Genomic DNA, 21,811 nt, shown 5'->3' with positions numbered 1-21,811 from the left:
CAGCAGGCAGCGGAGCGGCGGTGGCGGTCTCGTGGCCTGTGCGCTGCCTGCCCGGTGATCGACAAATGCCGTGACTTGCACAAGCTGGCGTCACAGTTGGATCCGTATCACCGGTTCGCGCCAGGAATTTGGGCTGGCCGCGCATTCCCGGACACCGAACCCGATCCGAAACCCGACCAGTCGCCGCCGCTGATCCCGCGTGAAGACCTGGTGGCCTGAATGGTTGAGCCCACCGACGAACAGTCCGACGCGTTACGGGATGCGCTCGCGCTGCTGCGCTCGATCATCGAAAACGACGACAACGCATACCGGGCGATCATCGCCAACTGCGATCACATCTCGGTCATTCCCGCGCTCGCCGGATTCGTGGTGCGGCTCCTCGAAATCGCGCGCATCCCCGCCGACCAATTCATTCACCGCGCACAGCGCGAACTCAACACCCCCAAGGACGGACCCCGTTGAAGCGAGAAGAACTGTTCAGCACCGAGTGGGCGCGCGACATCCTCGCCGGACTGAACCGCAAAGGCAAACACGTGTACGGGCTCACCGTCCCCGACGACGTGAAGCAGCAGCGTCGCGCCAAGAACAAGGTGGCCCGCAAATCGAGGCGGCAGAACCGTGGATGAACTTCGTGAAGGCTGCCCGTTCTGCGAGCGCATCGAAGATGACGACTTCGAGCAGGAGTACGCCGCCACTGTCGTCCGGTTCGAGCCGCTGAACCCTGTCACACCAGGACACATGCTGTTCGTCCCCACCTGGCACGCCGAACACCCCAGTGCCGAAGCTGTCCGGGCCGCGATGGGATACGCATCGACCTACGCCAGCAAACAGGGCATCGACTTCAACCTGATCACGTCATCGGGTGCCGCAGCCACACAAACCATCCCGCACGTTCACGTGCATTACGTGCCCCGCCGCCTGGACGATGGGCTGGCATTGCCGTGGACCGGGCAGAAACGAGCCGAGCGATGACCGCCCCGGTTCCGCCTGCGTTCGTGTACCTCGCGAAGGCCGAGAAGCTGATTCACGCGCTCCCCGCAGGCACCCAGTTCGCCAACGCCGACATTTACGCCGAAATGCGCAAGACGGGTTGGCCCGACATGACCGAACCCCGCCAGTTCGGGCCACTCATGCAACGACTCTGCAAACAGGGCGTCATCGAGAAAGCGGGTTTGCAGGCCACCGCCACCCGGTCACACGGCGGCATCGCATCCGTATGGCGACGCACCACAAACACGAACGGAAATGCCAATGGACAGCTCTGAAATCGAGCGCATCGCAGACGATGTCGTTCGGGTCATCCTCACCGAGGAGATCGAATTCAGCGACATATACGTGCGCGACGACACCGCCGACGCTTCGGAGGACGAGTTGCGGGCGATCCACAAACATGCATCCTCGACCATGCGGAAGCTCGCCGCACAATTCCAGGGCAAGAGCGGAGACGCCGAATGACCGCCCGCAGCCTCGCCGATCAGATCCGCGCACAAGCCGCTATCAGCGCCCGACCCGGACAGCTTCAAGCCCTGGAGACGATCGCTGATCAGGTCGCCGAGTTGGAGCATGCACGTGATGGGCTGATCCGGATGCTTCGCGCTGCGACTGTGGAGGCTGTGCAGCGCCGTCCACTCGGGATGCGAGACATAGCGGACACGCTCGCCTTCCTGGCTATGCAGGTCGTTCAGGGCAACGGGTTGACCGTCACCGCCTGTCCTGCCCTGCGCCGGGAGTTCACGGACCGCTTCGAAGACCTGCTCAACCGGCTCCCCGAAGGAACCATCGGCGGAATCCGGGAAGCCACATGAACGCGACCGGGCATGTCCTGATCGGTGTCGAGAAACGCGGGTCGTACGTGGCGCTCTGCCTGTGCGGACACACCGAAACCGCCACCGATCAGGCGTTAGCGACAGCGAAACTCTACTCCCACATCATCCACGCCAAACGACCCTGCCCATCCCCACACAAAAAGCAATACCCGTCCCGCGAGCACGCAGAAAACGCCGTCAGCAAGTTCCTGCGCGCCACCGGACCCGGATACCGGCCAACCCGCGCCTACCAATGCGTGTGCGGGCTCTGGCACACCACGAAACAACCAGCACCAAGCAGGAAAGGCGCCGCATGATGGCGACCCAAACAGACGAACGCGCCGACAGCATCGAACACCTCGACCACAACCCGAACTGCGACGGCTGCGGAAAACCCGCCAAGTTCTGGCTGGGAAGCCACGGATGCATGGAAGCATTCGGCTGCCCCGCCTGCACTGAATTCACCTGCGACATGTGCGAGTCCGACATTCGTAAGGTGGGGACCGTCCTGTGCCGTATGTGCAACAAACGGTTCCAGCGGCTTCCCGACTTCGTCCGCGTGGAGCCGTTGTGACCGTCCACTGCCTCGACATCCCGTTGAACCGTCCGCCGCTCACCTCCAACCAGCAGCGCGGCGCCCACTGGACCAAAGTCCGCGACGCCCGAGAAGCCGTCGCATGGCACGTACGGGCCGCCGGTGGCGACCTGATACCGACCATCGACCGCTGCCACGTCTCCATCACCTGGCACGCCCCCGACCGACGCACCCGCGACGCCGGAAGCCTCACAGCCTTCGGGAAAGCCGCGATAGACGCCCTGGTCGACCTCGGGGTCCTGGTCAAGGACGACGCCAACCATGTGCTGTCCGAGTCGTACTCAGTCCAGTTGGGCAGCGACAACCCCCGCATCACCATCACCCTTCAGCCCGAGCAGGACAGGCAGGCCGCCGCATGACCGATCGTGAACCGTTGATCCCCGAGCCCGGCCCGATCCCGCGTGTCGTCACCGAATACCTGCTCACCTACCGCGACCAAACCGGCGCCACCTATCTTGCGACCGCCGACGACAGCAACCGAACCTCCCTCGTCCGCAAGCTGGCCGAAGCAGGTTACGACGTTGCGGTGCAACGTCGCCAAATCGAGTACGGCGCCTACCAGCTGATTGAAACCGTGTACGGGCAGGAGCAGACAGCATGAGCGCCGGATACGCCGGCATCGCCGTCTACCATCCGAAATTCGAGGTCAACGTCGGCACCCTGTGGCGGTCCGCGCACACCTACGGGGCCGCGATGCTCGCCACCGTCGGGCGCCGCTACAAGCCGCAAGCCTCAGACACATGCAAAGCGCCGAACGCGATCCCGCTGCACCACTACAGCGACATCGACGACCTGATCGCGCACCTCCCGCACAGCTGCCCACTCGTCGGCGTCGAACTCGATGACCGGGCCGTGTCCCTCACCGAATACCGGCACCCGCCACGCGCCCTGTACCTGCTCGGTGCCGAAGACCATGGGCTCCCGGACACGGTGCTGGCGCGCTGCCATGAGGTGATCCAGATCCCGTCACCCGCGCCGTGGTCGCTGAATGTGAGCGTCGCCGGCTCGGCTGTGCTGCTCGACCGGTATGTGAAGTCCCTGGCTGGTGCAGCATGAGTGAGTTCGACTTACAGCCGCTGACACCGTGCCCACCCGACCTGCTGCCGCAGCGCGGCGAAGGCACCTGCGGATGGGGATGCGACCTGGTATGGCGGCATCCCGGAAACTGTGCCGAAGTCAGCCTGTCCGGGATGGTGATCGACGTCCTTCCGGTCGCGAAGTGGGATGACAACCCGCCGCAGGACTGGGACGACACGACAGCGGTGATCCGGGCATGACCAGTCAGAAGGATGTGCGGGAACTGCTGAACCGTGCCAAACGCGCAGGCTGGATCTACCTCGGGTTCGACGGCGGCAGCCACCACAAAATCCAATGGCCCGCGACCGGACGGATACGCCGCATCCCAGCAACACCAGGCGGCGGCAGAAGGTCCCTCGAAAACGCGGAAGCCGACCTGGCGCGCGACTCTGGTCCGCTACGTGCGAAACCCGGCACCGGGCGCACAAAGACCGAACGGGCCGCGGCGAGACAACGCCGGCGAAACGTCCGCTACACGGTGAAACCCGTGGGCGCGGCACCGCTACCGGATTGGCGGGACAAGCTCGCCGCACTCAAACCCCAACTCAGTCAGGAGAACGCAGCATGACCAGCAGCAACAACACCCAGACGAACAGTTCCGGTATCGGTTTCTTCGGTGCCATGTTCCTCACGTTCCTCGTCCTCAAACTCGTTCACGTCGTCGACTGGGAATGGGTGTGGGTGTTCGCCCCGCTGTGGGTGCCCGCGCTGTTCGTCGTCGGGTACATCGTCGCTGTCGGCGTCGTCCTGTTCGCGAAGCTGCTGATCACCGCGGCCATCAAGAAGGTGCGCGCCTGATGAGCATCGAGACAGTTACGAACCCGCACACCACAACCGAGTTCGAGCGGATCGCCGCCGAGAACACCGTTTTGCGCGGGCAGGTCGGTTCTGGCCTGCATGGTGTGACGACTGGGAACGATGACCGCGACGAAATGGGCGTCGCGATCGAGCCGCCCGCCTATGTGATCGGTAACCGGAAGTTCGAGCAGTACCAGTGGCGGACACAGCCTGAGGGCGTGCGGTCAGGCAAGGGCGACTTGGATTTGGTCGTCTACTCGCTTCGTAAGTGGGCTCGTCTGGCTGCGCAGGGCAACCCGACTGTGCTGCTGCTGATGTTCATCCCGCCGCAGGAGATCGTGACCATCAACGACATCGGGCGCGACATTCAGGCGCACCCCGAGCGGTTCTTGTCACGTGACGCAGCGTTCCGGTTCGGTGGCTACTTGCAGGCGCAGAAGGAACGGATGCTCGGTGAGCGCAGCCAGCGCACCAACCGGCCTGAACTGATCGACCAGTATGGCTGGGACACCAAAAGCGGCTACCACATGGTGCGACTCGGCGTTCAGGGCGTCGAACTCCTCACCACCGGACGCATCACCCTGCCCATTCCCGAACCCGACCGCACCTGGTTGCAAGAGCTGCGCCGCGGCCAGCACACGAAGGAAGAAGCGCTCGACCGCGCGGACGATCTGCTCGCCCAGTTGAACATGCTCGCCACGACCGCGGACTTGCCGGCGAAGCCTGACCACAACCTGATCAACCGATGGCTCACCGACACCTATGTGGGCTGGTGGGAACGGAACGGGCTGTTGGGGTGACTGACCGGTTCACGGCGTGGTCGATGTGCCCGCATTGCCGCTCGCTGGATTGCCACGGGCTGCGGGCGCCACGGCCGTTCGACTGGACCGACCCGCTGGCAGTATTGCGCGACCGAATGGTGATGCTGTCGTGGGTGTACGGGCTAGGCATGAACAAAATGGTGCCGTCGATGGAGCCGCAATACGAAGTGATCCGCACCTGCAACGGCTGCGGGCATGAATGGGGTCAGGTTTAAAATCCCGGCTTTACAGCGTGGCTACGGTTGATGTAGTCCGCGAATAGGAGACCAACAATGGGCATGTGCCCGAGCGCTGACATTTTCTACGGCTACGACCTCGGCGGAATGATCGACGACGATTGGGAGTCGACCGCGCCCGCATGGTGGCAGGAAGCCGAAGACGCCGACGAGTCCGCCGATTGGGAAGACGAACTCGCTACCCGTCTCGGCTGGGAGAAGGTTCCTTTCCCCGACGACTATCCCGATACCCGCAATCACTGGCGGCGGATGCCGCACGAGGAGTCGAAACGTATTCGCGAGGAGTATGAGAAGTCGTCGCCGCAGTATCAGGCGTGGGCCGCTAGCTTGGACCGGAAGCGGGACCTTCTTGCTCAGATCCCCGTCGAACTCGACACGTACGGCCACGTCGACGGTGACACGTTTTGGGCGGTGCGGGTGAAGGCGTCGGTTCAGAAGCTGTACGGCTGCGATTCCGCTGAAGTGAAGCCGTTGACGGTGGACCCGGAGTGGGCGAGCCAGTTGGCGCGGTTCGTGGAACTGCTGGAATTGGATGTGCCTGCTGGCGGCCCGGCCTGGCACTTCACCTGCTCGTACGGGTAGGCCGACGTGAACCAGTTTCTGCTGACGTGGTTTGTTCGCGGATGCTTCGGTGTTCTGCTCGCCGCGGCATTGCAGTCTGCTTATGAGGTGGGGAAGGTCGATGGCTGGCAGTTCATCATCGGCTCGTGCGCGGTCGCTTCGATGCTGCTGAACGCGTACATGGTGGCTCGTCTCGCGTGGAAGAACATGGTGCTGATCTGATGACGATCGTTGAATTCATTGAGGCACGGCTCGCGGACTGGGAGAAGCTTGCCAAGTCCGCGACCGAACTGCCGCGAGTGACCGTGAAGTATCCGGCGAAGCGTCCGCCGTGGCAGCCCGAGCAGTGGCGGGTGGATGATTTCGGGGATGTGGTGACCGTGAACGGTGCCGCCAACCCGATCCAGTTCGACCCGTGCGGCGGCATCATCCGCAGCGACCATGTGTCGGCGCTGATCGCAACGTTCGACCCCGCGATGGTGCTCGGTCTGGTCGCTGCGCTGCGCGAGACACTTGCGCTCTATCGACGTATCCGCATGGTTTGGACCCAAGGCGATGAAGGCCCAGCCATGCGTGCCCTCGCCGCGCTCTGGTCCGAGCATCCGGAATTCCGCCAGGAGTGGGCCGAATGAGCTACTTCGAGATTCACGGCGACGACGAGAACGGCGTCACCGTTCGTGTTGGGGACTTGACCCGCACGTTCTACCTTGTGCATTGGGGTGATCGGCCCGGAGAGGTTGCCCTCCGATTCACGCACGGGTCGTATGCGGTGCCTGATGTGTGGCGGTTCGAACTCGACTTGATCCCTCACCCCGAGTCGATCGACGCGACACCGACCGTGTACGGCGAAGGTGTGTGGCTGCATTGACCCGCCACCTGCACTACACGGAAGCGCTGCAAGAGACTCGCGCGCGCGGGGAAATCATCGTCCAGGCGGGGGATGTCCTCGTCCAAGGCCGCGGCTACCAGTTCGTCATGGTCGCGGCCTGCGGGAAGACGCCAGAGGATGCGGAGCTGGTGCTTCTGCTGCCGCCACGCGGGTACGGCTGCTGGTCGGGGCAGACCGTGCCGGGGCTCCGGTATATCGGCTGGATCGAGGAGTTGACCGACGACGAGTTGGACCGGATGTCCGACGAGGAAGCCGCAAACGCCCCCGACTGCTGCCACGCTTACGCAGTGGACGCGTCGGCATGGCGGAAGTTCGACCAGCCGTGGTGGGATTGGTTCAGGCAGTCGCGGGTCTGATCCTTTTTCAAATCTATCCTGCATTCTGGCGGCACGACAGCGTTGACCTGCGGGTTTCTTTTTCATCGGTAACTGCGCGCTGAGTAAGAAACCCGACTATACAGCGCCGATATTCTGTGTTCAGAAGCAAGGAGTTTCTGAATGAAGCCTATCGACAAGGCGCGCAGCATCGCCGCACGGCTCACCTATCGGGCCGGATTCGGGCGTCCATACGAGTTCGAAGTTCAAGGCGCACAGCTTAACGCGCTGATCGCCATACATGACCTGCTCTCCGAAATCGCCGGAAAGCCTGTCGCTCAGTACGCGCCGCCGCTCAAACCGAGCGAGATAGCGGAGTTGCGGCAGGTCGTCGGTGACATCACCGGGGAAGTCCAGGAGTAAGCCTATGGATGCCATCGAGTTCGAGGCGCCGACCCCTACCGAGTACACGCAGGGAATCACCGGAGTTCGCCCCGACTGGCCGTTCTGGCAGAAAGGCGAGGAGGTCGAACCGGATGAACCGGATTGCGTTTAGTTGTGTTGCGGCGGTTGTCGTGGTGGCTGCGTATTTTGTGTGCCTGCCCACTATTTTGGCTCGCCTGGTTCGGGCGGCCGAAGGCATCAACGATGAATAGCCGAACCGACACGCACAGGTTCTGGTGTGTCAGCCATGGGTGCCTCATGTACGAAGGCCGCTGGCTCACCGACGAAGAACGACTATTGGTGCGTCGCGCCCACGTCATCATGCACCGCCACACCACCATCCGCGACATCCTCGGCGACCAGGAGAAGTAACCAATGCTCGACACCATCAAAGCTCTCGCGGCAGACATCTGGCACGTATCCGAACTGATTGACCGCATCTGCTTCGTCGCCTGGCTGGTCTTCGCTGGCTTCAGCTTCGCGAACAACGACATCCAGTGGGGATTCACCAACCTCGTGTTCGTCGCCTGGCTGATCACCGTCCTCATCTGGCAGTCGATCGCCATGAAGTGGAAGCGACGTTATGAGGAGGCTATCGCCAACGTGTCGGCTTCCTGGCAGCCCGCGCAGACGATCAACATCAACGTCCGCGACACCGAAGAAGGTCTCCGCAAGGCGCAGCAGATCGCGGACCTTCGCAGCATCCAGCACCACAGCCGTGGCTGACCGCGACGACGTGGGGGACGACTTCGACTGGCTCGACGACAGCGACGCATGCGTGACCTGCGGAATGTACTGGGAGGACTGTGAATGCTGAACCGCTGGCGCAGGAATCGCGAACATCGCGACAAGCCCGAACCGCGACCGAACGTGGTCCTTGACGGCGCAGACGGCAGCCGATGGATTCTCAGCCCGCCAACGCAGCCGATGCAGTTCGACACCACGGTCCCAGAGTTCAGGCACCCGGAAGACCTCGACCCTGACGAGCCAGTAATCCAGATCGGCGACCTCAACTGGGAACGCTGGTACGACGACGGAGACAACGACCAATGAGGCTGCACCGCTTCACGATCGACGAGGCTGAAAAGAATCCGTCCGCGCGCGTGTTCCATCACAAGCGACGGTTCTGGTCCTGGTACCCGGACGACGAAGACGAGTCGAAGGAGTTCGGCGGGCACATCGAAACCATCGTCCAGAAACCCGAACCCACCTTCTCCGCTCGCCTGCACATCGGCACCAAGAGTTCTGAAACGCCTTGGGACGGGCATCTCACGATCCTCGGTAGCGGCCTCTACTGGGGTATCGAAACAAGCGGCAAAATCGCCGACCGCCTCACCCGCTGCACCAAACACCCGTACGAGGGGCGAGACCTGAAAGTCGCCATCCACGACGGCCGAATCTGGTTCGAGGTGTGGACGCACCCGCGCCACCATCAGAACGGCGAGTTCGCGAAGTGGCGGCACAGCAACTTTCATCTGAACCCGCTCGACGCACTCCTCGGCGAGCAGCGCTACTGGTATGAAGACATCGAATCCGTTGACATCGGACTCCGTATGCCTGAGGGCGAATATCCGGCGAAGATGACGTTGCAGCGGCAGACGTTCGGCCGTCCGAAAGCCAAAAAGCGGGTGGAGGCTTGGACGGTTGACGTAGATGTGCCGAAGGGCGTCCCGTACTGCGTGGACCGATCCGGAGGCTGGAAGGGTGACCGCGCATACGGATTCGCTGTGAACCTGCGGCAGAAGCGCGCGAACTGGCACGTCGATGCGCAAGCTGCCGCCGAAGCCTGGGTGCTCCAGCGCCGCGCAGAGACAGGATTCCGTCAGCCCGATCCGGTGGAGGCTCCCAGCATTGAGTGAGAACACGACTGAACTCGTCGCAGGCGCGGTCACAGCCTTCTCCAACGCTGTTCACGCCCTCATCGGCCTACGCCCCGACACCATCGAACGCGACGACTTCACCACCGAACCCATCGTCCTCGACAGCCTCTACACAGAACTGATGGAAGCCAGGTTCGGGGAACGCGCCGGAACCGGTGTCCGCCGGCCCACGCCAGGGTCACGCGCTCCCGGATGGACAGAAGCAATCTCGCTGCTCGACCAGATCGACCGCACCGTCACACGCTGGTGGCCCACACTCACCACCACCTACCCCGGTCGGCCGATCACCGTGCAACGCCTGTACACGCTCGTCGACTGGCCGTGGTCGCCACACGAACTCGCCGACCTGAAGCGGTACACGCGGCAAGTGGAAGTGTGGGTGCAGCGCGCCAACACGCTCCTCACCGCGGACGCCGGGCACACGTATGAGCTGCGAGCAGCCTGCCCATCCTGCGGCGAAACCACCGTGCAAGTCGATGACGGTTCGGGGGAGACGGTGCGGCAATACGTGCTGCAAGCCGACCAATCATCCGCGCGGTGTGTGGCATGCGAGACGAGCTGGTCGCCGGATAGCTATCGGTTGCTTGCGGCGATGATCGGCGCGGAGATGCCCGAAGGCGTGCTCGAATAAAACCGTAGCGTAGCGTGGACGCGACAGCGTATGCTACACTCAACGCAGCATCGATCCCGGTGCGAAGCAGACGGTTACTTCACTGCTTATGAAACAACACCGTCCGCGTCCAGTTCTCGGGAGACAACTTCACAGGGTTGCGCTGGTGTGTAGGAGTGGGTTACTTCCTCTGGTAAAGGTGCGGTCGCGGGTTCGAATCCCGCCAGGAGCTTGCTCCTGTAGCTCAGCCTGGTTAGAGCGCATACGTCACCTACTTCGCCTTGTTCTCAGCGCAACCTCCGTGGAAAGCCTCCCAACACAAGCCAGGAATGTTGGGAGGCTTTCGCGTTGTCGAAATTCAATACCCCTGTCCGGTCACGGCCCTCCGCTGTCGGCCCAATCAAGACCAAGGCCAAGACCGCCACCACCCACGAGGGTGGCGCTGGTTTCCTGCGTGACGCGCGCTCTGAGCTGTTCTTGCTCGCCGTCTCGAACATGGTGGGGGAGAGCACCCACTACGAGTCCGCCGACGAGCGCGACGCCCGCTACCGCAAACTGATCCGCAAGATGGCCGTGAAAGACGGCGACTGGACCGCCCAACTGCTCGCCTGGCTGCGCGGACCCGAAGCCAACATGCGCTCCGCGTCTTTGGTGGGTGCCGCCGAGTACGTGAAAGCCCGTCTCGACGAAGGCATTGAGGGCGGCAACCGTCACGTCATCTCGTCCGTTCTTCAGCGCGCCGACGAGCCCGGCGAAATGCTCGCCTACTGGGTGTCGCAGCACGGCCGCAACGTACCCAAACCAGTCAAACGCGGTGTGGCCGACGCCGCCGTTCGGCTCTACGCGGCCAAGTCGCTGCTGAAGTACGACACCGCCTCTCACGGCTTCCGGTTCGGCGACGTCATCGACCTGACACACCCCGTCGCGAAGTCCGAATGGCAGTCCGACCTGTTCCGGTACGCCCTCGACCGCCGCCACAACCGCGAAAACAGCACCGCGCTCGAATGGCTGCCGATGGTCAAAGCGAACATCGCGTTCAAGACATACACGCCGCTGTACATCGACCAGCTGGCCGAGTCCGGCGAACTCGCTGCCGCCCTCGAAGATGCGGGCATGACGTGGGAACAACTCGGCTCGTTCGGCCCCTGGACCGCGAAGCGGTGGGAAGCGATCATCCCGTCGCTCGGGATCATGGCCGCGCTGCGTAACCTGCGAAACTTCGACGAAGCAGGTGTGTCCGACGAGGTCGCTGCCACCATCGCGGCCCGGTTCATGGACCCGGAGCAGGTCGCGAAATCACGCCAGTTCCCGTTCCGCTTCTACGCCGCCTACAAGGCAACGGGTTCGCTGCGGTGGGACCACGCCCTGGAGACCGCGTTGCGGCACAGCCTGTCCAACGTTCCCGCGCTCAAGGGGCGCACGCTGATCCTCGTCGACCAGTCGCCGTCCATGTTCCCCGGCATGTACTACAGCGGCAGCCGCAGCAACAGCGACATCGCCTACGCCGAGAAAGCCGCCCTGTTCGGGACCGCGGTCGCGTTGCGCGCCGACAACGCCGACCTCGTCGGGTACGGGTTCAACAGCTACACGGTCCCATTCCGTCCGGGTGACTCCGTGCTGAAGACGATGAAGAAGTTCCGCGAGGAGAACGGCACCGACACCATGGGCGTGTTGCAGAAGCACTACGCCAACCACGATCGCGTCATCATCGTCACCGACGAGCAAACCACCTTCACCGATGAGTATTCGCGCCGGCGTTACGGGCTGCCGGCGTTGCGTCCGATGGAGCAGGTGATCCCCGCCCGGGTCCCGGTGTTTACCTGGAACATCGCCGGGTATAAGCCCGCGCACGGGAATGGCGCCAACTGGCACACGTTCGGCGGGTTGAATGACGCTGGTTTCCGGCTCATTCCCCTGTTGGAGCGCGGGCGCAACGGTGACTGGCCGTGGATTGAGGCGCAGGCGGCGTGATGTTTGAGCCGTCGGGAGATGCCCGCCAGTTGGCGGCGGGCATCTACGACCACTTCAGCGCGCTTGTTCAAGCCGGGTTCACCGAACAGCAAGCGCTGGAACTCGTGAAAGCGATCCTTACCGGAGCGCGTGGGAGCGGAATGTGAAACTGTTCGTTGACGACGAGCGGCCCGCCCCTGACGGTTGGATGCTCGTCAAGACCAGCGTGGCAGCGCTCGCCGTCATGAACGGGCACCGCATCGCGGGCCAGTCGCTCAACACGCTGTCCCTCGACCACGACCTCGGTACATCGATCGCCACCTACGAAGACGAAACCACTCGCCCAATCATGCTGTGGATGTGCGAACACGACTGGTGGCCGCGCGAACTGTACATCCACACCGCCAACCCGTCGGCGGAACAGTGGCTCGTCGGCATGGCCCGCCGGTACGCGCCACCCGGAACACTCCGCGGATACGGCATCAACTACTGGGGCACCTGCACGGTGGACCACATCGAAAGGCATGAAGCGTGACACGGGCCCTTTTCATCGCAAGTGAAATACTTATCCCCGTCGGCGGCGCCCTGCTGCTCTGCCTGGCGATCTGGTACATCGTCGTCCCTGTGATGACCTACCTCATGGATATTCGGCCCATGCGAAAGGCCAACGACCGGCGCGACACCTTGGCGACGCTGGGCCGGATCGCTCGCCGCTTGCTTCTCCTCGACTGGTCCGACCGCCGCACACGGGAATACGTGCAATGGAAGCGCCAGCAGGAGACCGACAGTGCCTGACCCGCAATGGCCTGCCGATGCCGTCGGCGCCATCTACACCCCAGGTAGCGACGAACTGGAGTTCTTCACTGAGCGCGACATCCGCGTGTCGATCCGCGACGCACTCAACCGACTCGGCTGCACCTTCGACCAACTCGCCGAAATGCACCGCACCGGACAGTACGCCAGCGTCCGCCACCGCATCGCCTGGATAGCGCTCGGCCATTACCACGGCGAATACCAGCCAGCAGGAGGCGACGAATGAAGTACGCCGTGTACTGGTGCCATGCGTGCGGTGACCCGCAATGCGCGGACTCGTGGCCGATCGACACCGCCGAGTCGCTGGACGCCGCGAAAGCAGCTGCGGAACGCGACCACGGGCAAGCACCCCTCGAATGGGTGCTGAGTGCCGCTGGCGACGAATGGGAAGCCGAAGTCGGCCGCTACGACTACTACCGCATCTACAGCCACGAGGAGCGGAAATGACCAGCCAGCCGATGCAGATCAACATCATCGTGCCCGCAACCAGCACAGGCTACGTCGCCGAAGGACTCCGGTTGATCACCCGCGCCATCGCCGCCGCAACAGGTGTACCCCTCGACGGCGGACTGGGCGGGGAAGACGGCTACGGACTCAACTACGACAACGACGTGTTCACCATGAGGCCCTTCTACTGGGGCGACTGTGACTGTGGCTCCGACCAGACAGACGCCGAATGGTGCGACAACAACCCGGCTGTCCATGAAGGCCACGGATACAGCAAGTGCGCGAACGCGGGCGGCTGCGAATGGTGGGACCGGTACACGGCGGCGAACCTGCCCGACCACGATCGGGAACGATGCTCGCTGTACCTCCCGAACTTCGTGTACAAACCCACCGGGGCAACCGCCGAATGGTACAAGTGGATAGGCCGCGACCTGGAGTTCGCCGGCGAACTCCCCGTCGACTTCGCAGCCGTCTGCATCGCGTCACTCGCCGAGGCGAACACATGACCACCGACCCGAGCGAGCTGGGCCTCTACGGCGTGCACAGCCCCAAAGCGTGCGCCGGCGGCTACGACGTGTTCATCGACGCCATGAACCTGCGGAAGAAGTGGGCGCAAGGCTGGGCCGACTTCGCAGCATTGCGCGGCGCCGACTTCCAGGTCATCGACTTGGACACCGCCGTGGATGAGTGCGTGCGTCGTGACGCTGCCCGCGGTGCTGCTGGTGGTCGGTCGGTGGGGGAGGCGGCTATCCGGGAGTTGGCGAAACGGTTCCCGCGAAAGCAGTGGCCGAAGATCGAGCCGTCACCGGATCTGTTCTTCTTCCCGGAAGTCTATGTTCCGGATGAGTCGCTGCCGCCTGCGTGGATCGCGGACGTCGACGGGACGGTCGCGGAGAAGGCGCCGGACCGTGACATCTACGACTATGCGCGTGTGCATGAGGACATCCCGATTGCGCACACGGTGACGGTGGTGCAGAAGCTCGCCGCCGACTCGGCGATCATCGTCCTGTCCGGTCGAACAGATGACTGCCGGACCGAGACCGCCGATTGGTTGCGCGCGAACGGCGTTCCGTTCACAGAGCTGCACATGCGGCGAACCGGGGACATGCGCCCGGATTACAAAGTCAAATCGGAAATTTTCGACCAGCACATCCGCAATCGCTTCCGAGTGCTGGGTGTTTTCGACGATCGCCTGAGCGTGTGCCGGGCTTGGTCGCGTATGGGCCTGCCCTTGATGAGATTGGGGAAACCAGACCATGACGACTTCTGACCTGTGGGCACTGCCCGAGCAAGGCGAGGACGAAGACTACGTCGCCTACCTCGGCCGGAAAAGCGACTTCTACGAGCAGAACCCGCCGCCCGCACCACCCGGCTTCGAGCTGATCGAATGCGATGCCACACCGCGGCATTGGCCGAGATACCAGTTTACCGACGACGACTTCTACCCGGCGCCGTGCCCTGACTGTGTGGCCCAGTCGTACCGGAAGCAGGCGGACGAGTTGAAGCGCCGCTACCACTGGTTGCGGCATCCGATCCGGGGACAGTTCGCTGCGAAAGTTCTCGGCAAGCTGTATTCGCTGGGTGTGGTGGCGGGTTACGGCACCACTGGCGGCGGCCCGTCGGGATGCCGCACCTGCCTGGTCGGTATCAACTGGCGCGGCCGACGTCCCTACATCCTCGGCTGGCCCGACTGGAAGTGGCGTTGCCTGCTGAAGCAGCGGCACTGGCCCGGCGAACAGGGCTACTTCGGGTTGTGCGGTAAATGCGTGCCCTGCCCCGACTGCGGCACCACCAAAGTCGACCACGAATGCCCAGGGGAGACACAGTGACCCTCTTCTCTGACGTCGCCCGCTTCAATGCCGCGTGTGGTGTGCGGATGCGGGACCTGCCCGGTTGGGTGCCGGATGATGAAGTGCAGTTGGCGTTGCGGCTGGTCGACGAGGAACGCAATGAACTCGCTGCGGCACTCACTGCACGCGACATGACCGAGGTTGCTGACGCCATAGCCGACGGGTTATACGTGCGGGCGGGTTTGTTGCTGCGGCTCGGGATCGCCCGCAAATACATCACCGACCTGCTCGTACCCAGTGCGCAAACACCGTCATGGTCGGTGCTGTCGGACGACGACATCGCCGGCATCCTCAGCGACCTCGAAGACGACGACCGGACGATCCGACGTGCAGTGACCGCCCGGAACCTGATCCAGGTGGACACGTACACGCATCGCACCATGTATGCGCTGTCGAGCCTCGCTGTGCTGCTGCGTATCCCACTGGATGAAGTGTGGCAGGCGGTCAACGACTCGAACATGGCGAAGCTCGTCGACGGCAAAGTGGTCCGCCGCGAATCGGATAACAAGATTTTGAAGCCCGAGGGCTGGACGGCACCCGACATCGCTGGTGTCCTCGCACGCCACGGATGGAAGCAGGCAGCATGACCAACAGCATCGGTGAACGAATGAAGTCCTACGAGGCCGCATCCGACTATCGACTGACCCCGAACAGTTGCGTGTTCATTCGTGTGGATGGTCGCGCGTTCCACACGTACACGCGGGACATGGATCGCCCTTTCGACCGGTCGCTTATGGCGGCGATGGTCGGGGCAGCGCGTATGACTGCGGGGGAGATGCAGGGTTTCAAGCTCGGCTATGTGCAGTCGGATGAGGCGACGTTCATGCTGACCGACTACGACACGCATCAGACCCAAGGCTGGTTCGGATACGAGCTGAACAAACTGGTGTCGTTGTCGGCGTCGCTGTTCACGGGGTACTTCAACCAGCGCATGCCCGAAGGCCCCTACCCAGCGGCGTTCGATTCGCGCGCGTTTGTGGTGCCCCGTGCGGATGCCCCGAATGTGTTTGTGTGGCGGCAGCGGGATTGGGAACGCAACAGCCTCCAAATGCTTGCGCAGGCTCATTTCTCGCACAGGCAGTTGCATGGGAAGAAACGCGCCGACCTTCACGACATGCTTCACGGGATCGGCGTCAACTGGGCGACTGACCTGAACGAGCAGGAGAAGAACGGCACCTTCATCCTGCGTGACGGCACCTATCTGAATGACCAGTGGACGTACGCGGACATCGACCAATACCTCGGCAGCATGATCGACGTGGAACGGGAGGCGGCGTGATGCGTATCGTGAAAGCGGTCCAAACCTGCTACGGGATGCCGTCAGCGTGGGATGTGTGGACCGACAAAGGCGAGTACCTGCATTTGAAGTATCGGGGTGGGGTGGCGAAGGTGTTCGTCGTACCCGAGGACGACGACGGCCCGCTCTGCCTGGAGTCCGCGATCCGCATGGGCAACCGGCTCGACGGCTTTACCACCCTCGAAGCGTTCTGCGAAGCAACAGGTTTGACGCTCGCGTTGGAGGAACCGTACACGCCGCTGCCGGACCCCAACGCGGACTACGGCAAGACCGAGGAAGTCGCGGCCTGCCGCAAGCTGGATGACGAGTTGGGTGTCCCGCTCGTAGTCCGCGCTCAGGTGTTGCGAGAAGCCGAGAAACTGGTGTGCGGGGATCGGGAGGAACAGTACGGGCCGCCGTCCGAGAACCTGCAACGGATCGCCGAGTACTGGACCCGCTACCTTCGGGATGCGTGGGGCAAAGGCTGGGTTGATGCCCGCGACGTCGCTTTGATGATGGCCCTGTTGAAGGTCGCGCGGGAAGCCAGTGGACACAAACAGGATTCGTGCGTGGATGGGGCGGCGTACTTCTCGCTCGCGGCGGAAGTGGCGTGAACGGGGCGACTATACAAGCCCGATAGAATTGCTTGAGAAGGTTGAGCGAGTTCGGGGGTTTGTGCTGTCCGACTTCAAGTCAAATCCGGTATTCTTCAATCCGCGCGGTGCCTCGGCTGATCCCGCAAAGTTGTATGAGTTCTCTCTTTGCGGTCAACCAGGGTGTGAAACCGAAGCTTCGGATGCGATCGTGTCTGACGTGCGCCTTTGCGTTGACCATTGGCGCATCGCTGTACGGGACTTCAATCTTGCTGCGGAGACGCTTCAAGCGCGCCAAACGGTAGTCGAGCAGGAAGTGGCGGCAGTCGTGCCTACAGATGCTCGACGCCTCAATGGCTGGTGCCCGAAATGCCGCCGTTCTGGCGCTCTGTGGCTGACCGGAGACGGTGATACCGTGCGCTGTGCGTCGGATGGTTGCAGGTATGTTCGAAGCGAGGCGAGGCATAGGCGGATGTGGCACGAGCAGCTGCTGAAATACTCGTATCGCAGGTCCGTCGTCTACTATCTGCGGTTCGGCGTGTACATCAAGATTGGTACCACAAGGAACTTGCGCACGCGTCTTACCCAGGTGCCGCACGATGAGTTGGTAGCGATTGAGTTCGGCGGATCGCAGCTTGAGGCGGGGCGGCATGACCAGTTCTCCGACGCTCGGCATTTGGGGGAGTGGTTTCATCCGACTGCCGATCTTTTGGCGCATATTGAGCGGTTGAGGATGGAGTTTGAAGAAGAAGTAGCGGCCTAATCGCCGATTCTGGAAGAAAGTGACGTAAATCACAGTAATTTCCATTCGTGCAGGTTGGGCGCTCGTTCAAGTGGGGAGCATTGGATGGCGGGCCGGAAAATGGCGATTCAAAGCTGTGTCCGATGGACACAGTAGTGTAGGCTGAGCCTTGCTTGTATTTCGCATACCCAAAAACAGGTCGGCGTTCCGGCCGTGTGGGTGCGGTCGGGGAGCGCGCGCCTCGGGATTCGTAAGCTTCGGCCTCCCCCTGAGGACATGTGAAAACCCCGGAACGATCCCTGCCCTGAAAGATCGGGCACATCGCCGGGGTCACGGATTTGCGGCAGACAAGATCTGCCGAGCAGTGGGGTAAGAGCCCACCAGTCCCTTCGGGGGCGATCACAGGGCAGGTGGTCGGCTGGCTTGTTCCAGTCGGCGCCTGCCTTTCTCGCGGTAAAAGTAGAAGGTCCTCTCCTGTAGGGCGACAGCCTTCACGGCCCAGGGTGTAGCCACGGCAGCCCTGGGCCACCGCGGACGTAGCAGTGTGGCGCAGTTCGGTCAAGCGCGGCGGGCTCATATCCCGCAGGTCGTCGGTTCAAATCCGACCATTGCCACAATTCAGCCTGCCCCACATGCTGGCAGTGGGTGTGCACGCCCACCGTGGGTGCGGGCTGGAGTTAACGATGATGCCCGTCAAGGCTAGAGCTTCGGCTTCCTTACTTCGGCGGGTTTGGAAGGTTCCGGCCTGTGGAGGCCAGCCGGTCTTGAAAACCGGAGGGGCGTTTCGGCGTTGGGGTTCGACTCCTCAACCTTCCGCAAGGGACTCCAGTAGGTCACCGGTAGACCGTCTCGTGAAATAACCGAGTTCGTAGGCAGGTTCGAGCCCTGCCCTGGAGTCCCGCTTGGAAGATAAACCAGACGGGGTCTGGGACTCGTTGCTAGCGAGCTTGAGCGTTCGCGCTTGGGGATCGTGCCCTCTGTCTTCCGCGCAATGGCCCACACTCCCGCAACGGCAGCCGGGCCATCCCTTCTTTCCATGCCAGGAGTCCTGATGTCCGATGTGACGCCCGAGCAGGTCAGCGGCATCGTGTGCGCTGTCACCGATGAGCTGTGCGAAGCGCTGCGAGTGGATTCGATCACCTCGTCTGTCGATGCCGTGCTGACGCCGCTGTACCCGGATGTCGCTGCTTCCTACGCTGCGTTCCGGCTTGCGGAGGCGCAGTGAGCGAGTTCCTGGAAGAGACCGTCGATCGTATGCCGAACCAGTACAGCACTCCTGACTTCTGGCCGACCACCGCAGGCGCGGACTGGTTCATCAACGGCAAACGCTTCCGGGAGACCGGGCGGGAACGCGTGAACGAGTACACGGAGCGAATCAGTCTGCAACTGGCTGCGGGCGAGTCGCCGTACTGGGGTGCCGTGGAGTCTGAGCGTTGATGCCGTGGCCTGGTGATGTCGCGTGGGCGCCTGACGAACCCGAACTGGTGACGGTCGAACGTCGCTGGCGGTGGCCGTTCCCGTACGCGGAGTGCAGGACTCGCGACGGGCGTTTGATCACGGTCCCGGTCGGGCGACTCACCTTCTAGTTATCCCAGGGGGCGTGATGGCTGACCCTGACGGCAAGACCGGCGCGTCCAAGGAACTCAACGACTATTGGACGGTCGGCGAGGGCCGCGCCAAGTGGGCTAATTCCGAGCATCCATTTCGGACGCTGCAAACACTGCTGCTGCAACACATGTCGTTGCGCGAAGCGTCCGGGCTCGCAGCCCGCTACTACAAAATCGTGTTCGGCCGCTGGCCCGGCGGTGGAAAGCGCAAGTCATAGCTCCGACAGCGCTCAAACGATGACGGGCCACAACCAGGAGAATAACGTGAAGTACGCCCGCGTCTGGGACTCCGAATGGAACCTGCTGCACGCATTCGAGCCCGACGAGGACCACACTCGCCTTCCGCTGTCGACCAAGGCGGCGCGGAGCATCTACTACGGCCCGGAAAAGCCCGTGTTCATCACAGTTGATGAAGGTGACGGCGAATCGTCCACCCGGTGGTCTGGCCGCCTTGTCGCGGCAGAGCCCGAGTTGCGTACGGGTGAGGACTCACCAGTCCTTGCGCTGACATGGGCAGAAGACCCTCCAGCGAAGCCGCTGGTTCCCATTCCGGATGCATGCGATATCGAGATCGTGGAGCGGACCAAGGATGATCGGCGCGACGGCGGCCATGGCGTGCTGTGTCCGAACTCCGTGCGGATCAATGGGACTCCCGTGCTCGTACCCGCCGATTCGGAAGTCATCGTCCACCCGATCGGGAAGCACACTGCGGGGGCGAGTAATGCGGTCATGGTGACTCTCACCGTGTTCGCTCGTTCGGTTTCCATTCACCACGAGACCGACTCGACGCCGCAAGGCTGAACTTAACTGCGCATATCTGCGTAGTGCGACCTCCACTGCGAGGTAACGCGATAGGTAGTCGGTGCCTGCCTGGAGAACCAACACCGCACAGTTTCGCCACCACCCTCGTGCCCCATTCACTCTGGGGGCCGCCGCGCCGATCTCACGCCGCGCTGGCTGTAGGGGATCTAGGTGGCGAGCCGCTGGCAGCCTCAGGCGCCGCGGCTGGCCCGCCGACCGGTTTTCGCTACCTCGGGAGTCGGCGGGCCTCAACTTCCCGCTTTACACAAGTCCATACAATAGTGTCAACACTACGCGGTAGTGTTCACGCTACACTTCAGCCTCCAGGAGGCTACATATGACCCGACGTCCGGGCCGTCTCACCGCCATCTGCACAGTCTGCGGCGTCGGAGCTGTTACCTTCCTCGGACCCTTGGGGTTCGCTGCCCCCGCGTCTGCTGCCCCGGATTGTCGGGACATCGTTATCGGTGTCGGCGGCAACGGTGAACGCGCGAACGTCGAGGCGGGCCGCCCGACCGTTATGGGCGCGCATCTCGCCTACTACGCCGAGCAGGGCTACCGCGTCGAGTCGTTGGACTACAAGTCGAGTGTCTGGCCGACCGGTCCCTACACCAAGGACGAGTCCGTGACGGACGGTACTGCGAAGCTTCGGGGACGCGTGGACGCCTACCGCGCCGAATGCCCCGGCGGACACGTCACCGTGATCGGCCACTCCCTCGGGTCGGAATTCGCGGACCAGGGCGGCGCCGACACTGTCATCACATACGGTGACCCACGACGCCCCGGCGGCATCTACGACGCACTGCCCGGAGTTTTCCCCGGCACCTCCAACCCCGGTCCGCGCCCCGTCGGCCCGAACGAGGTCCGTGTCTGCCACGAGTTCGACGCCATCTGCGATTCGCCTGCACCGTGGAGCGATCCGGCGAAGTTCGCGCAAGGCTGGGCGGGCTACTTCATGGGCTGGCACAACTACTTGCCCGGTGAAGGCGACAATCTCGCGCCTGGCGACTACATGATCGAGGAGCCGGCGCCGCTGCCGTGGCTGCCCGAATCGTCGCCGACGGGTATTCCTGCCGCGCCGTATTCGACGCTGCCCGCATGGGAGCCTGGTCCGCTGCCGTCGCTCGCCGACTTCGATCCGCTCGTGGAAGCGGTCACTCCGCAGCCGTACACGCCGACCCCGATCCGCGACTACGTGCCCGACGAGATCGAACCGTATTTGCCTGCCGAAGCTTTGGCGTATGTCCCGCCTCCGCTGCCGGAGATCGTTCTTCCGCCGCTGCCTGCCCTCCCGCCGATCGGATGATGATGGCTGACGATTTCGAGACAGCGTTGGGCAACTTGTCGCCGACCGCGCGTGCCTTCGTCGAGCTGAACAAGGAGTTGGGCGTCGACGATGCCGAGTGACATCACCGTCTACACCAAGCCCGGCTGTGTTCAATGCGACGCCACGTTCAAAAAACTTGAACAGCTCGGCGCAACATACACGAAGGTCGACATCACCGAAGACTCCGAAGCGTTCGACTACATCCTTGGCCTCGGCTACAAGCAGGCACCCGTCATCGTCGTCGGTGAACACCACCGCTCCGGGTTCTCCCCAGACTGGTTGCAATGGGCGGCAGAGCAGCAGCAAGGGGCCGCCGATGAACCGCAAACTGTGGGTGGCTCAACGGATCCGGGGAACTAACGAGGTCCACGTACA

General features: G+C 63.0%; 45 protein-coding genes, 3 tRNA genes and 1 pseudogene. 48 read left to right on the top strand and 1 reads right to left on the bottom strand.

Annotated features, from left to right (window positions below):
• From NNI01S_RS35790 to NNI01S_RS33925, 39 genes and pseudogenes are all read left to right on the top strand, one after another.
• Positions 1 to 219, top strand: a pseudogene (locus NNI01S_RS35790) (hypothetical protein); the annotation flags it as partial.
• Positions 220 to 462 (top strand): hypothetical protein, encoded by a 243-nt coding sequence (locus NNI01S_RS28820; RefSeq protein WP_063023927.1) that lies wholly within the window; start codon positions 220 to 222, stop codon positions 460 to 462. It begins immediately after the preceding pseudogene.
• Positions 459 to 626, top strand: coding sequence for a hypothetical protein (locus NNI01S_RS35495; RefSeq protein ID WP_169813032.1), 168 nt, complete (start codon positions 459 to 461; stop codon positions 624 to 626). The genes NNI01S_RS28820 and NNI01S_RS35495 overlap by 4 nt, the downstream gene beginning before the upstream one ends.
• Entirely contained in the window at positions 619 to 972 is a 354-nt protein-coding gene (locus NNI01S_RS28815; RefSeq protein WP_063023925.1) for an HIT family protein, read from the top strand. Before NNI01S_RS35495 ends, NNI01S_RS28815 begins: the two co-directional genes overlap by 8 nt.
• Positions 969 to 1,265 carry a hypothetical protein gene (locus tag NNI01S_RS28810; RefSeq protein ID WP_063023923.1) on the top strand — a complete coding sequence of 99 codons (297 nt, stop codon included), beginning with the start codon at positions 969 to 971 and terminating at the stop codon, positions 1,263 to 1,265. The genes NNI01S_RS28815 and NNI01S_RS28810 overlap by 4 nt, the downstream gene beginning before the upstream one ends.
• Positions 1,252 to 1,455, top strand: coding sequence for a hypothetical protein (locus NNI01S_RS28805; RefSeq protein WP_063023921.1), 204 nt, complete (start codon positions 1,252 to 1,254; stop codon positions 1,453 to 1,455). The genes NNI01S_RS28810 and NNI01S_RS28805 overlap by 14 nt, the downstream gene beginning before the upstream one ends.
• A complete protein-coding gene (locus NNI01S_RS28800) occupies positions 1,452 to 1,805 on the top strand; it encodes a hypothetical protein (protein ID WP_063023919.1) in 354 nt (117 codons plus the stop codon). The genes NNI01S_RS28805 and NNI01S_RS28800 overlap by 4 nt, the downstream gene beginning before the upstream one ends.
• Before the next feature lie 313 nt (positions 1,806 to 2,118).
• Positions 2,119 to 2,379 carry a hypothetical protein gene (locus NNI01S_RS28795; protein WP_157115063.1) on the top strand — a complete coding sequence of 87 codons (261 nt, stop codon included), beginning with the start codon at positions 2,119 to 2,121 and terminating at the stop codon, positions 2,377 to 2,379.
• Positions 2,376 to 2,759 carry a hypothetical protein gene (locus NNI01S_RS28790; protein ID WP_063023914.1) on the top strand — a complete coding sequence of 128 codons (384 nt, stop codon included), beginning with the start codon at positions 2,376 to 2,378 and terminating at the stop codon, positions 2,757 to 2,759. Before NNI01S_RS28795 ends, NNI01S_RS28790 begins: the two co-directional genes overlap by 4 nt.
• Entirely contained in the window at positions 2,756 to 3,001 is a 246-nt protein-coding gene (locus NNI01S_RS28785; RefSeq protein WP_063023912.1) for a hypothetical protein, read from the top strand. Before NNI01S_RS28790 ends, NNI01S_RS28785 begins: the two co-directional genes overlap by 4 nt.
• Entirely contained in the window at positions 2,998 to 3,456 is a 459-nt protein-coding gene (locus NNI01S_RS28780) for an RNA methyltransferase (protein ID WP_063023910.1), read from the top strand. Before NNI01S_RS28785 ends, NNI01S_RS28780 begins: the two co-directional genes overlap by 4 nt.
• Positions 3,453 to 3,677, top strand: coding sequence for a hypothetical protein (locus NNI01S_RS28775; RefSeq protein WP_063023909.1), 225 nt, complete (start codon positions 3,453 to 3,455; stop codon positions 3,675 to 3,677). The genes NNI01S_RS28780 and NNI01S_RS28775 overlap by 4 nt, the downstream gene beginning before the upstream one ends.
• On the top strand, positions 3,674 to 4,045 hold the full coding sequence (locus NNI01S_RS34905) for a hypothetical protein (RefSeq protein WP_157115062.1): 372 nt from the start codon (positions 3,674 to 3,676) through the stop codon (positions 4,043 to 4,045). The genes NNI01S_RS28775 and NNI01S_RS34905 overlap by 4 nt, the downstream gene beginning before the upstream one ends.
• Positions 4,042 to 4,275, top strand: coding sequence for a hypothetical protein (locus NNI01S_RS28770; RefSeq protein ID WP_063023907.1), 234 nt, complete (start codon positions 4,042 to 4,044; stop codon positions 4,273 to 4,275). Before NNI01S_RS34905 ends, NNI01S_RS28770 begins: the two co-directional genes overlap by 4 nt.
• Entirely contained in the window at positions 4,275 to 5,075 is an 801-nt protein-coding gene (locus tag NNI01S_RS28765; protein ID WP_063023905.1) for a DNA polymerase beta superfamily protein, read from the top strand. The genes NNI01S_RS28770 and NNI01S_RS28765 overlap by 1 nt, the downstream gene beginning before the upstream one ends.
• Entirely contained in the window at positions 5,072 to 5,311 is a 240-nt protein-coding gene (locus tag NNI01S_RS34900; RefSeq protein WP_157115061.1) for a hypothetical protein, read from the top strand. The genes NNI01S_RS28765 and NNI01S_RS34900 overlap by 4 nt, the downstream gene beginning before the upstream one ends.
• 57 nt (positions 5,312 to 5,368) lie before the next feature.
• Positions 5,369 to 5,914, top strand: a complete 546-nt coding sequence (locus tag NNI01S_RS28760) for a hypothetical protein (RefSeq protein WP_063023903.1) — start codon at positions 5,369 to 5,371, stop codon at positions 5,912 to 5,914.
• A 6-nt stretch (positions 5,915 to 5,920) separates the two neighbouring features.
• Positions 5,921 to 6,115, top strand: coding sequence for a hypothetical protein (locus NNI01S_RS28755; RefSeq protein ID WP_063023901.1), 195 nt, complete (start codon positions 5,921 to 5,923; stop codon positions 6,113 to 6,115).
• A complete protein-coding gene (locus NNI01S_RS28750; protein WP_063023899.1) occupies positions 6,115 to 6,525 on the top strand; it encodes a DUF6221 family protein in 411 nt (136 codons plus the stop codon). The genes NNI01S_RS28755 and NNI01S_RS28750 overlap by 1 nt, the downstream gene beginning before the upstream one ends.
• Positions 6,522 to 6,761, top strand: coding sequence for a hypothetical protein (locus tag NNI01S_RS28745; RefSeq protein WP_063023892.1), 240 nt, complete (start codon positions 6,522 to 6,524; stop codon positions 6,759 to 6,761). The genes NNI01S_RS28750 and NNI01S_RS28745 overlap by 4 nt, the downstream gene beginning before the upstream one ends.
• Positions 6,758 to 7,138, top strand: a complete 381-nt coding sequence (locus NNI01S_RS28740; protein WP_157115060.1) for a hypothetical protein — start codon at positions 6,758 to 6,760, stop codon at positions 7,136 to 7,138. Before NNI01S_RS28745 ends, NNI01S_RS28740 begins: the two co-directional genes overlap by 4 nt.
• Before the next feature lie 141 nt (positions 7,139 to 7,279).
• Positions 7,280 to 7,519, top strand: a complete 240-nt coding sequence (locus tag NNI01S_RS28735; RefSeq protein WP_063023889.1) for a hypothetical protein — start codon at positions 7,280 to 7,282, stop codon at positions 7,517 to 7,519.
• A 4-nt stretch (positions 7,520 to 7,523) separates the two neighbouring features.
• The gene (locus NNI01S_RS36410) at positions 7,524 to 7,652 is read left to right on the top strand and encodes a hypothetical protein (protein ID WP_281180698.1); all 129 of its coding nucleotides are present in this window, start codon (positions 7,524 to 7,526) and stop codon (positions 7,650 to 7,652) included.
• Positions 7,653 to 7,915: 263 nt separating this feature from the next.
• The gene (locus NNI01S_RS28730; protein ID WP_063023888.1) at positions 7,916 to 8,266 is read left to right on the top strand and encodes a hypothetical protein; all 351 of its coding nucleotides are present in this window, start codon (positions 7,916 to 7,918) and stop codon (positions 8,264 to 8,266) included.
• A gap of 84 nt (positions 8,267 to 8,350) precedes the next feature.
• Entirely contained in the window at positions 8,351 to 8,593 is a 243-nt protein-coding gene (locus NNI01S_RS28725) for a hypothetical protein (protein ID WP_157115059.1), read from the top strand.
• Positions 8,590 to 9,399, top strand: a complete 810-nt coding sequence (locus NNI01S_RS28720; RefSeq protein WP_063023884.1) for a hypothetical protein — start codon at positions 8,590 to 8,592, stop codon at positions 9,397 to 9,399. The genes NNI01S_RS28725 and NNI01S_RS28720 overlap by 4 nt, the downstream gene beginning before the upstream one ends.
• Complete coding sequence (locus NNI01S_RS28715; protein WP_063023882.1) at positions 9,392 to 10,051, top strand: DUF7341 domain-containing protein; 660 nt, start codon at positions 9,392 to 9,394, stop codon at positions 10,049 to 10,051. The genes NNI01S_RS28720 and NNI01S_RS28715 overlap by 8 nt, the downstream gene beginning before the upstream one ends.
• A gap of 456 nt (positions 10,052 to 10,507) precedes the next feature.
• Positions 10,508 to 12,001 (top strand): TROVE domain-containing protein, encoded by a 1,494-nt coding sequence (locus tag NNI01S_RS28705; protein WP_245676405.1) that lies wholly within the window; start codon positions 10,508 to 10,510, stop codon positions 11,999 to 12,001.
• Complete coding sequence (locus NNI01S_RS34895) at positions 12,001 to 12,147, top strand: hypothetical protein (protein WP_157115058.1); 147 nt, start codon at positions 12,001 to 12,003, stop codon at positions 12,145 to 12,147. The genes NNI01S_RS28705 and NNI01S_RS34895 overlap by 1 nt, the downstream gene beginning before the upstream one ends.
• Positions 12,144 to 12,515 (top strand): cyclic-phosphate processing receiver domain-containing protein, encoded by a 372-nt coding sequence (locus NNI01S_RS28700; RefSeq protein ID WP_063917701.1) that lies wholly within the window; start codon positions 12,144 to 12,146, stop codon positions 12,513 to 12,515. Before NNI01S_RS34895 ends, NNI01S_RS28700 begins: the two co-directional genes overlap by 4 nt.
• Positions 12,512 to 12,775: a hypothetical protein gene (locus tag NNI01S_RS28695; protein ID WP_063023878.1), complete on the top strand. Its 264-nt coding sequence runs from the start codon at positions 12,512 to 12,514 to the stop codon at positions 12,773 to 12,775. Before NNI01S_RS28700 ends, NNI01S_RS28695 begins: the two co-directional genes overlap by 4 nt.
• Entirely contained in the window at positions 12,768 to 13,019 is a 252-nt protein-coding gene (locus NNI01S_RS28690) for a hypothetical protein (RefSeq protein ID WP_063023877.1), read from the top strand. The genes NNI01S_RS28695 and NNI01S_RS28690 overlap by 8 nt, the downstream gene beginning before the upstream one ends.
• Complete coding sequence (locus tag NNI01S_RS28685; protein ID WP_063023875.1) at positions 13,016 to 13,240, top strand: hypothetical protein; 225 nt, start codon at positions 13,016 to 13,018, stop codon at positions 13,238 to 13,240. Before NNI01S_RS28690 ends, NNI01S_RS28685 begins: the two co-directional genes overlap by 4 nt.
• 11 nt (positions 13,241 to 13,251) lie before the next feature.
• The gene (locus NNI01S_RS28680; RefSeq protein ID WP_157115057.1) at positions 13,252 to 13,746 is read left to right on the top strand and encodes a hypothetical protein; all 495 of its coding nucleotides are present in this window, start codon (positions 13,252 to 13,254) and stop codon (positions 13,744 to 13,746) included.
• Positions 13,743 to 14,510 carry a phosphatase domain-containing protein gene (locus NNI01S_RS36205; RefSeq protein ID WP_063023870.1) on the top strand — a complete coding sequence of 256 codons (768 nt, stop codon included), beginning with the start codon at positions 13,743 to 13,745 and terminating at the stop codon, positions 14,508 to 14,510. The genes NNI01S_RS28680 and NNI01S_RS36205 overlap by 4 nt, the downstream gene beginning before the upstream one ends.
• Positions 14,497 to 15,069 (top strand): hypothetical protein, encoded by a 573-nt coding sequence (locus NNI01S_RS28670; protein ID WP_063023868.1) that lies wholly within the window; start codon positions 14,497 to 14,499, stop codon positions 15,067 to 15,069. Before NNI01S_RS36205 ends, NNI01S_RS28670 begins: the two co-directional genes overlap by 14 nt.
• Positions 15,066 to 15,677: a pyrophosphohydrolase domain-containing protein gene (locus NNI01S_RS36710; RefSeq protein WP_063023866.1), complete on the top strand. Its 612-nt coding sequence runs from the start codon at positions 15,066 to 15,068 to the stop codon at positions 15,675 to 15,677. The genes NNI01S_RS28670 and NNI01S_RS36710 overlap by 4 nt, the downstream gene beginning before the upstream one ends.
• A complete protein-coding gene (locus tag NNI01S_RS28660) occupies positions 15,674 to 16,369 on the top strand; it encodes a tRNA(His) guanylyltransferase Thg1 family protein (protein WP_063023931.1) in 696 nt (231 codons plus the stop codon). Before NNI01S_RS36710 ends, NNI01S_RS28660 begins: the two co-directional genes overlap by 4 nt.
• Positions 16,369 to 16,980 carry a DUF6378 domain-containing protein gene (locus tag NNI01S_RS33925; RefSeq protein ID WP_063023864.1) on the top strand — a complete coding sequence of 204 codons (612 nt, stop codon included), beginning with the start codon at positions 16,369 to 16,371 and terminating at the stop codon, positions 16,978 to 16,980. The genes NNI01S_RS28660 and NNI01S_RS33925 overlap by 1 nt, the downstream gene beginning before the upstream one ends.
• Positions 16,981 to 17,059: 79 nt before the next feature.
• Here the strand turns inward: NNI01S_RS33925 and NNI01S_RS34890 are convergent, their stop codons facing one another.
• Positions 17,060 to 17,767 carry a hypothetical protein gene (locus tag NNI01S_RS34890; RefSeq protein WP_157115055.1) on the bottom strand — a complete coding sequence of 236 codons (708 nt, stop codon included), beginning with the start codon at positions 17,765 to 17,767 and terminating at the stop codon, positions 17,060 to 17,062.
• Between the two features lie 472 nt (positions 17,768 to 18,239).
• Between NNI01S_RS34890 and NNI01S_RS28645 the strand changes: the two genes are divergently transcribed.
• From NNI01S_RS28645 to NNI01S_RS28620, 9 genes are all read left to right on the top strand, one after another.
• Positions 18,240 to 18,315: transfer RNA gene (locus tag NNI01S_RS28645), tRNA-Met, on the top strand.
• Positions 18,316 to 18,433: 118 nt separating this feature from the next.
• Positions 18,434 to 18,517 (top strand) — tRNA-Ser (locus NNI01S_RS34885).
• Positions 18,518 to 18,523: 6 nt separating this feature from the next.
• Positions 18,524 to 18,599 (top strand) — tRNA-OTHER (locus tag NNI01S_RS34880).
• 153 nt (positions 18,600 to 18,752) lie between these two features.
• Entirely contained in the window at positions 18,753 to 18,926 is a 174-nt protein-coding gene (locus tag NNI01S_RS34875) for a hypothetical protein (protein WP_157115054.1), read from the top strand.
• Positions 18,923 to 19,138 carry a hypothetical protein gene (locus tag NNI01S_RS28640; RefSeq protein WP_063023860.1) on the top strand — a complete coding sequence of 72 codons (216 nt, stop codon included), beginning with the start codon at positions 18,923 to 18,925 and terminating at the stop codon, positions 19,136 to 19,138. The genes NNI01S_RS34875 and NNI01S_RS28640 overlap by 4 nt, the downstream gene beginning before the upstream one ends.
• A 166-nt stretch (positions 19,139 to 19,304) precedes the next feature.
• Entirely contained in the window at positions 19,305 to 19,526 is a 222-nt protein-coding gene (locus NNI01S_RS28635) for a hypothetical protein (RefSeq protein ID WP_063023858.1), read from the top strand.
• A gap of 46 nt (positions 19,527 to 19,572) precedes the next feature.
• A complete protein-coding gene (locus NNI01S_RS28630; RefSeq protein WP_157115053.1) occupies positions 19,573 to 20,109 on the top strand; it encodes a hypothetical protein in 537 nt (178 codons plus the stop codon).
• 337 nt (positions 20,110 to 20,446) lie between these two features.
• Complete coding sequence (locus NNI01S_RS28625; protein ID WP_157115052.1) at positions 20,447 to 21,415, top strand: lipase family protein; 969 nt, start codon at positions 20,447 to 20,449, stop codon at positions 21,413 to 21,415.
• 90 nt (positions 21,416 to 21,505) lie between these two features.
• A complete protein-coding gene (locus NNI01S_RS28620; protein WP_063023852.1) occupies positions 21,506 to 21,796 on the top strand; it encodes a glutaredoxin family protein in 291 nt (96 codons plus the stop codon).
• The last annotated feature ends 15 nt before the right edge of the window (positions 21,797 to 21,811 follow it).

It is taken from the genome of Nocardia niwae NBRC 108934 = DSM 45340 (assembly GCF_001613465.1).
GTDB lineage: Bacteria > Actinomycetota > Actinomycetes > Mycobacteriales > Mycobacteriaceae > Nocardia > Nocardia niwae.
This window is presented reverse-complemented; position numbering and strand designations above follow the sequence as displayed.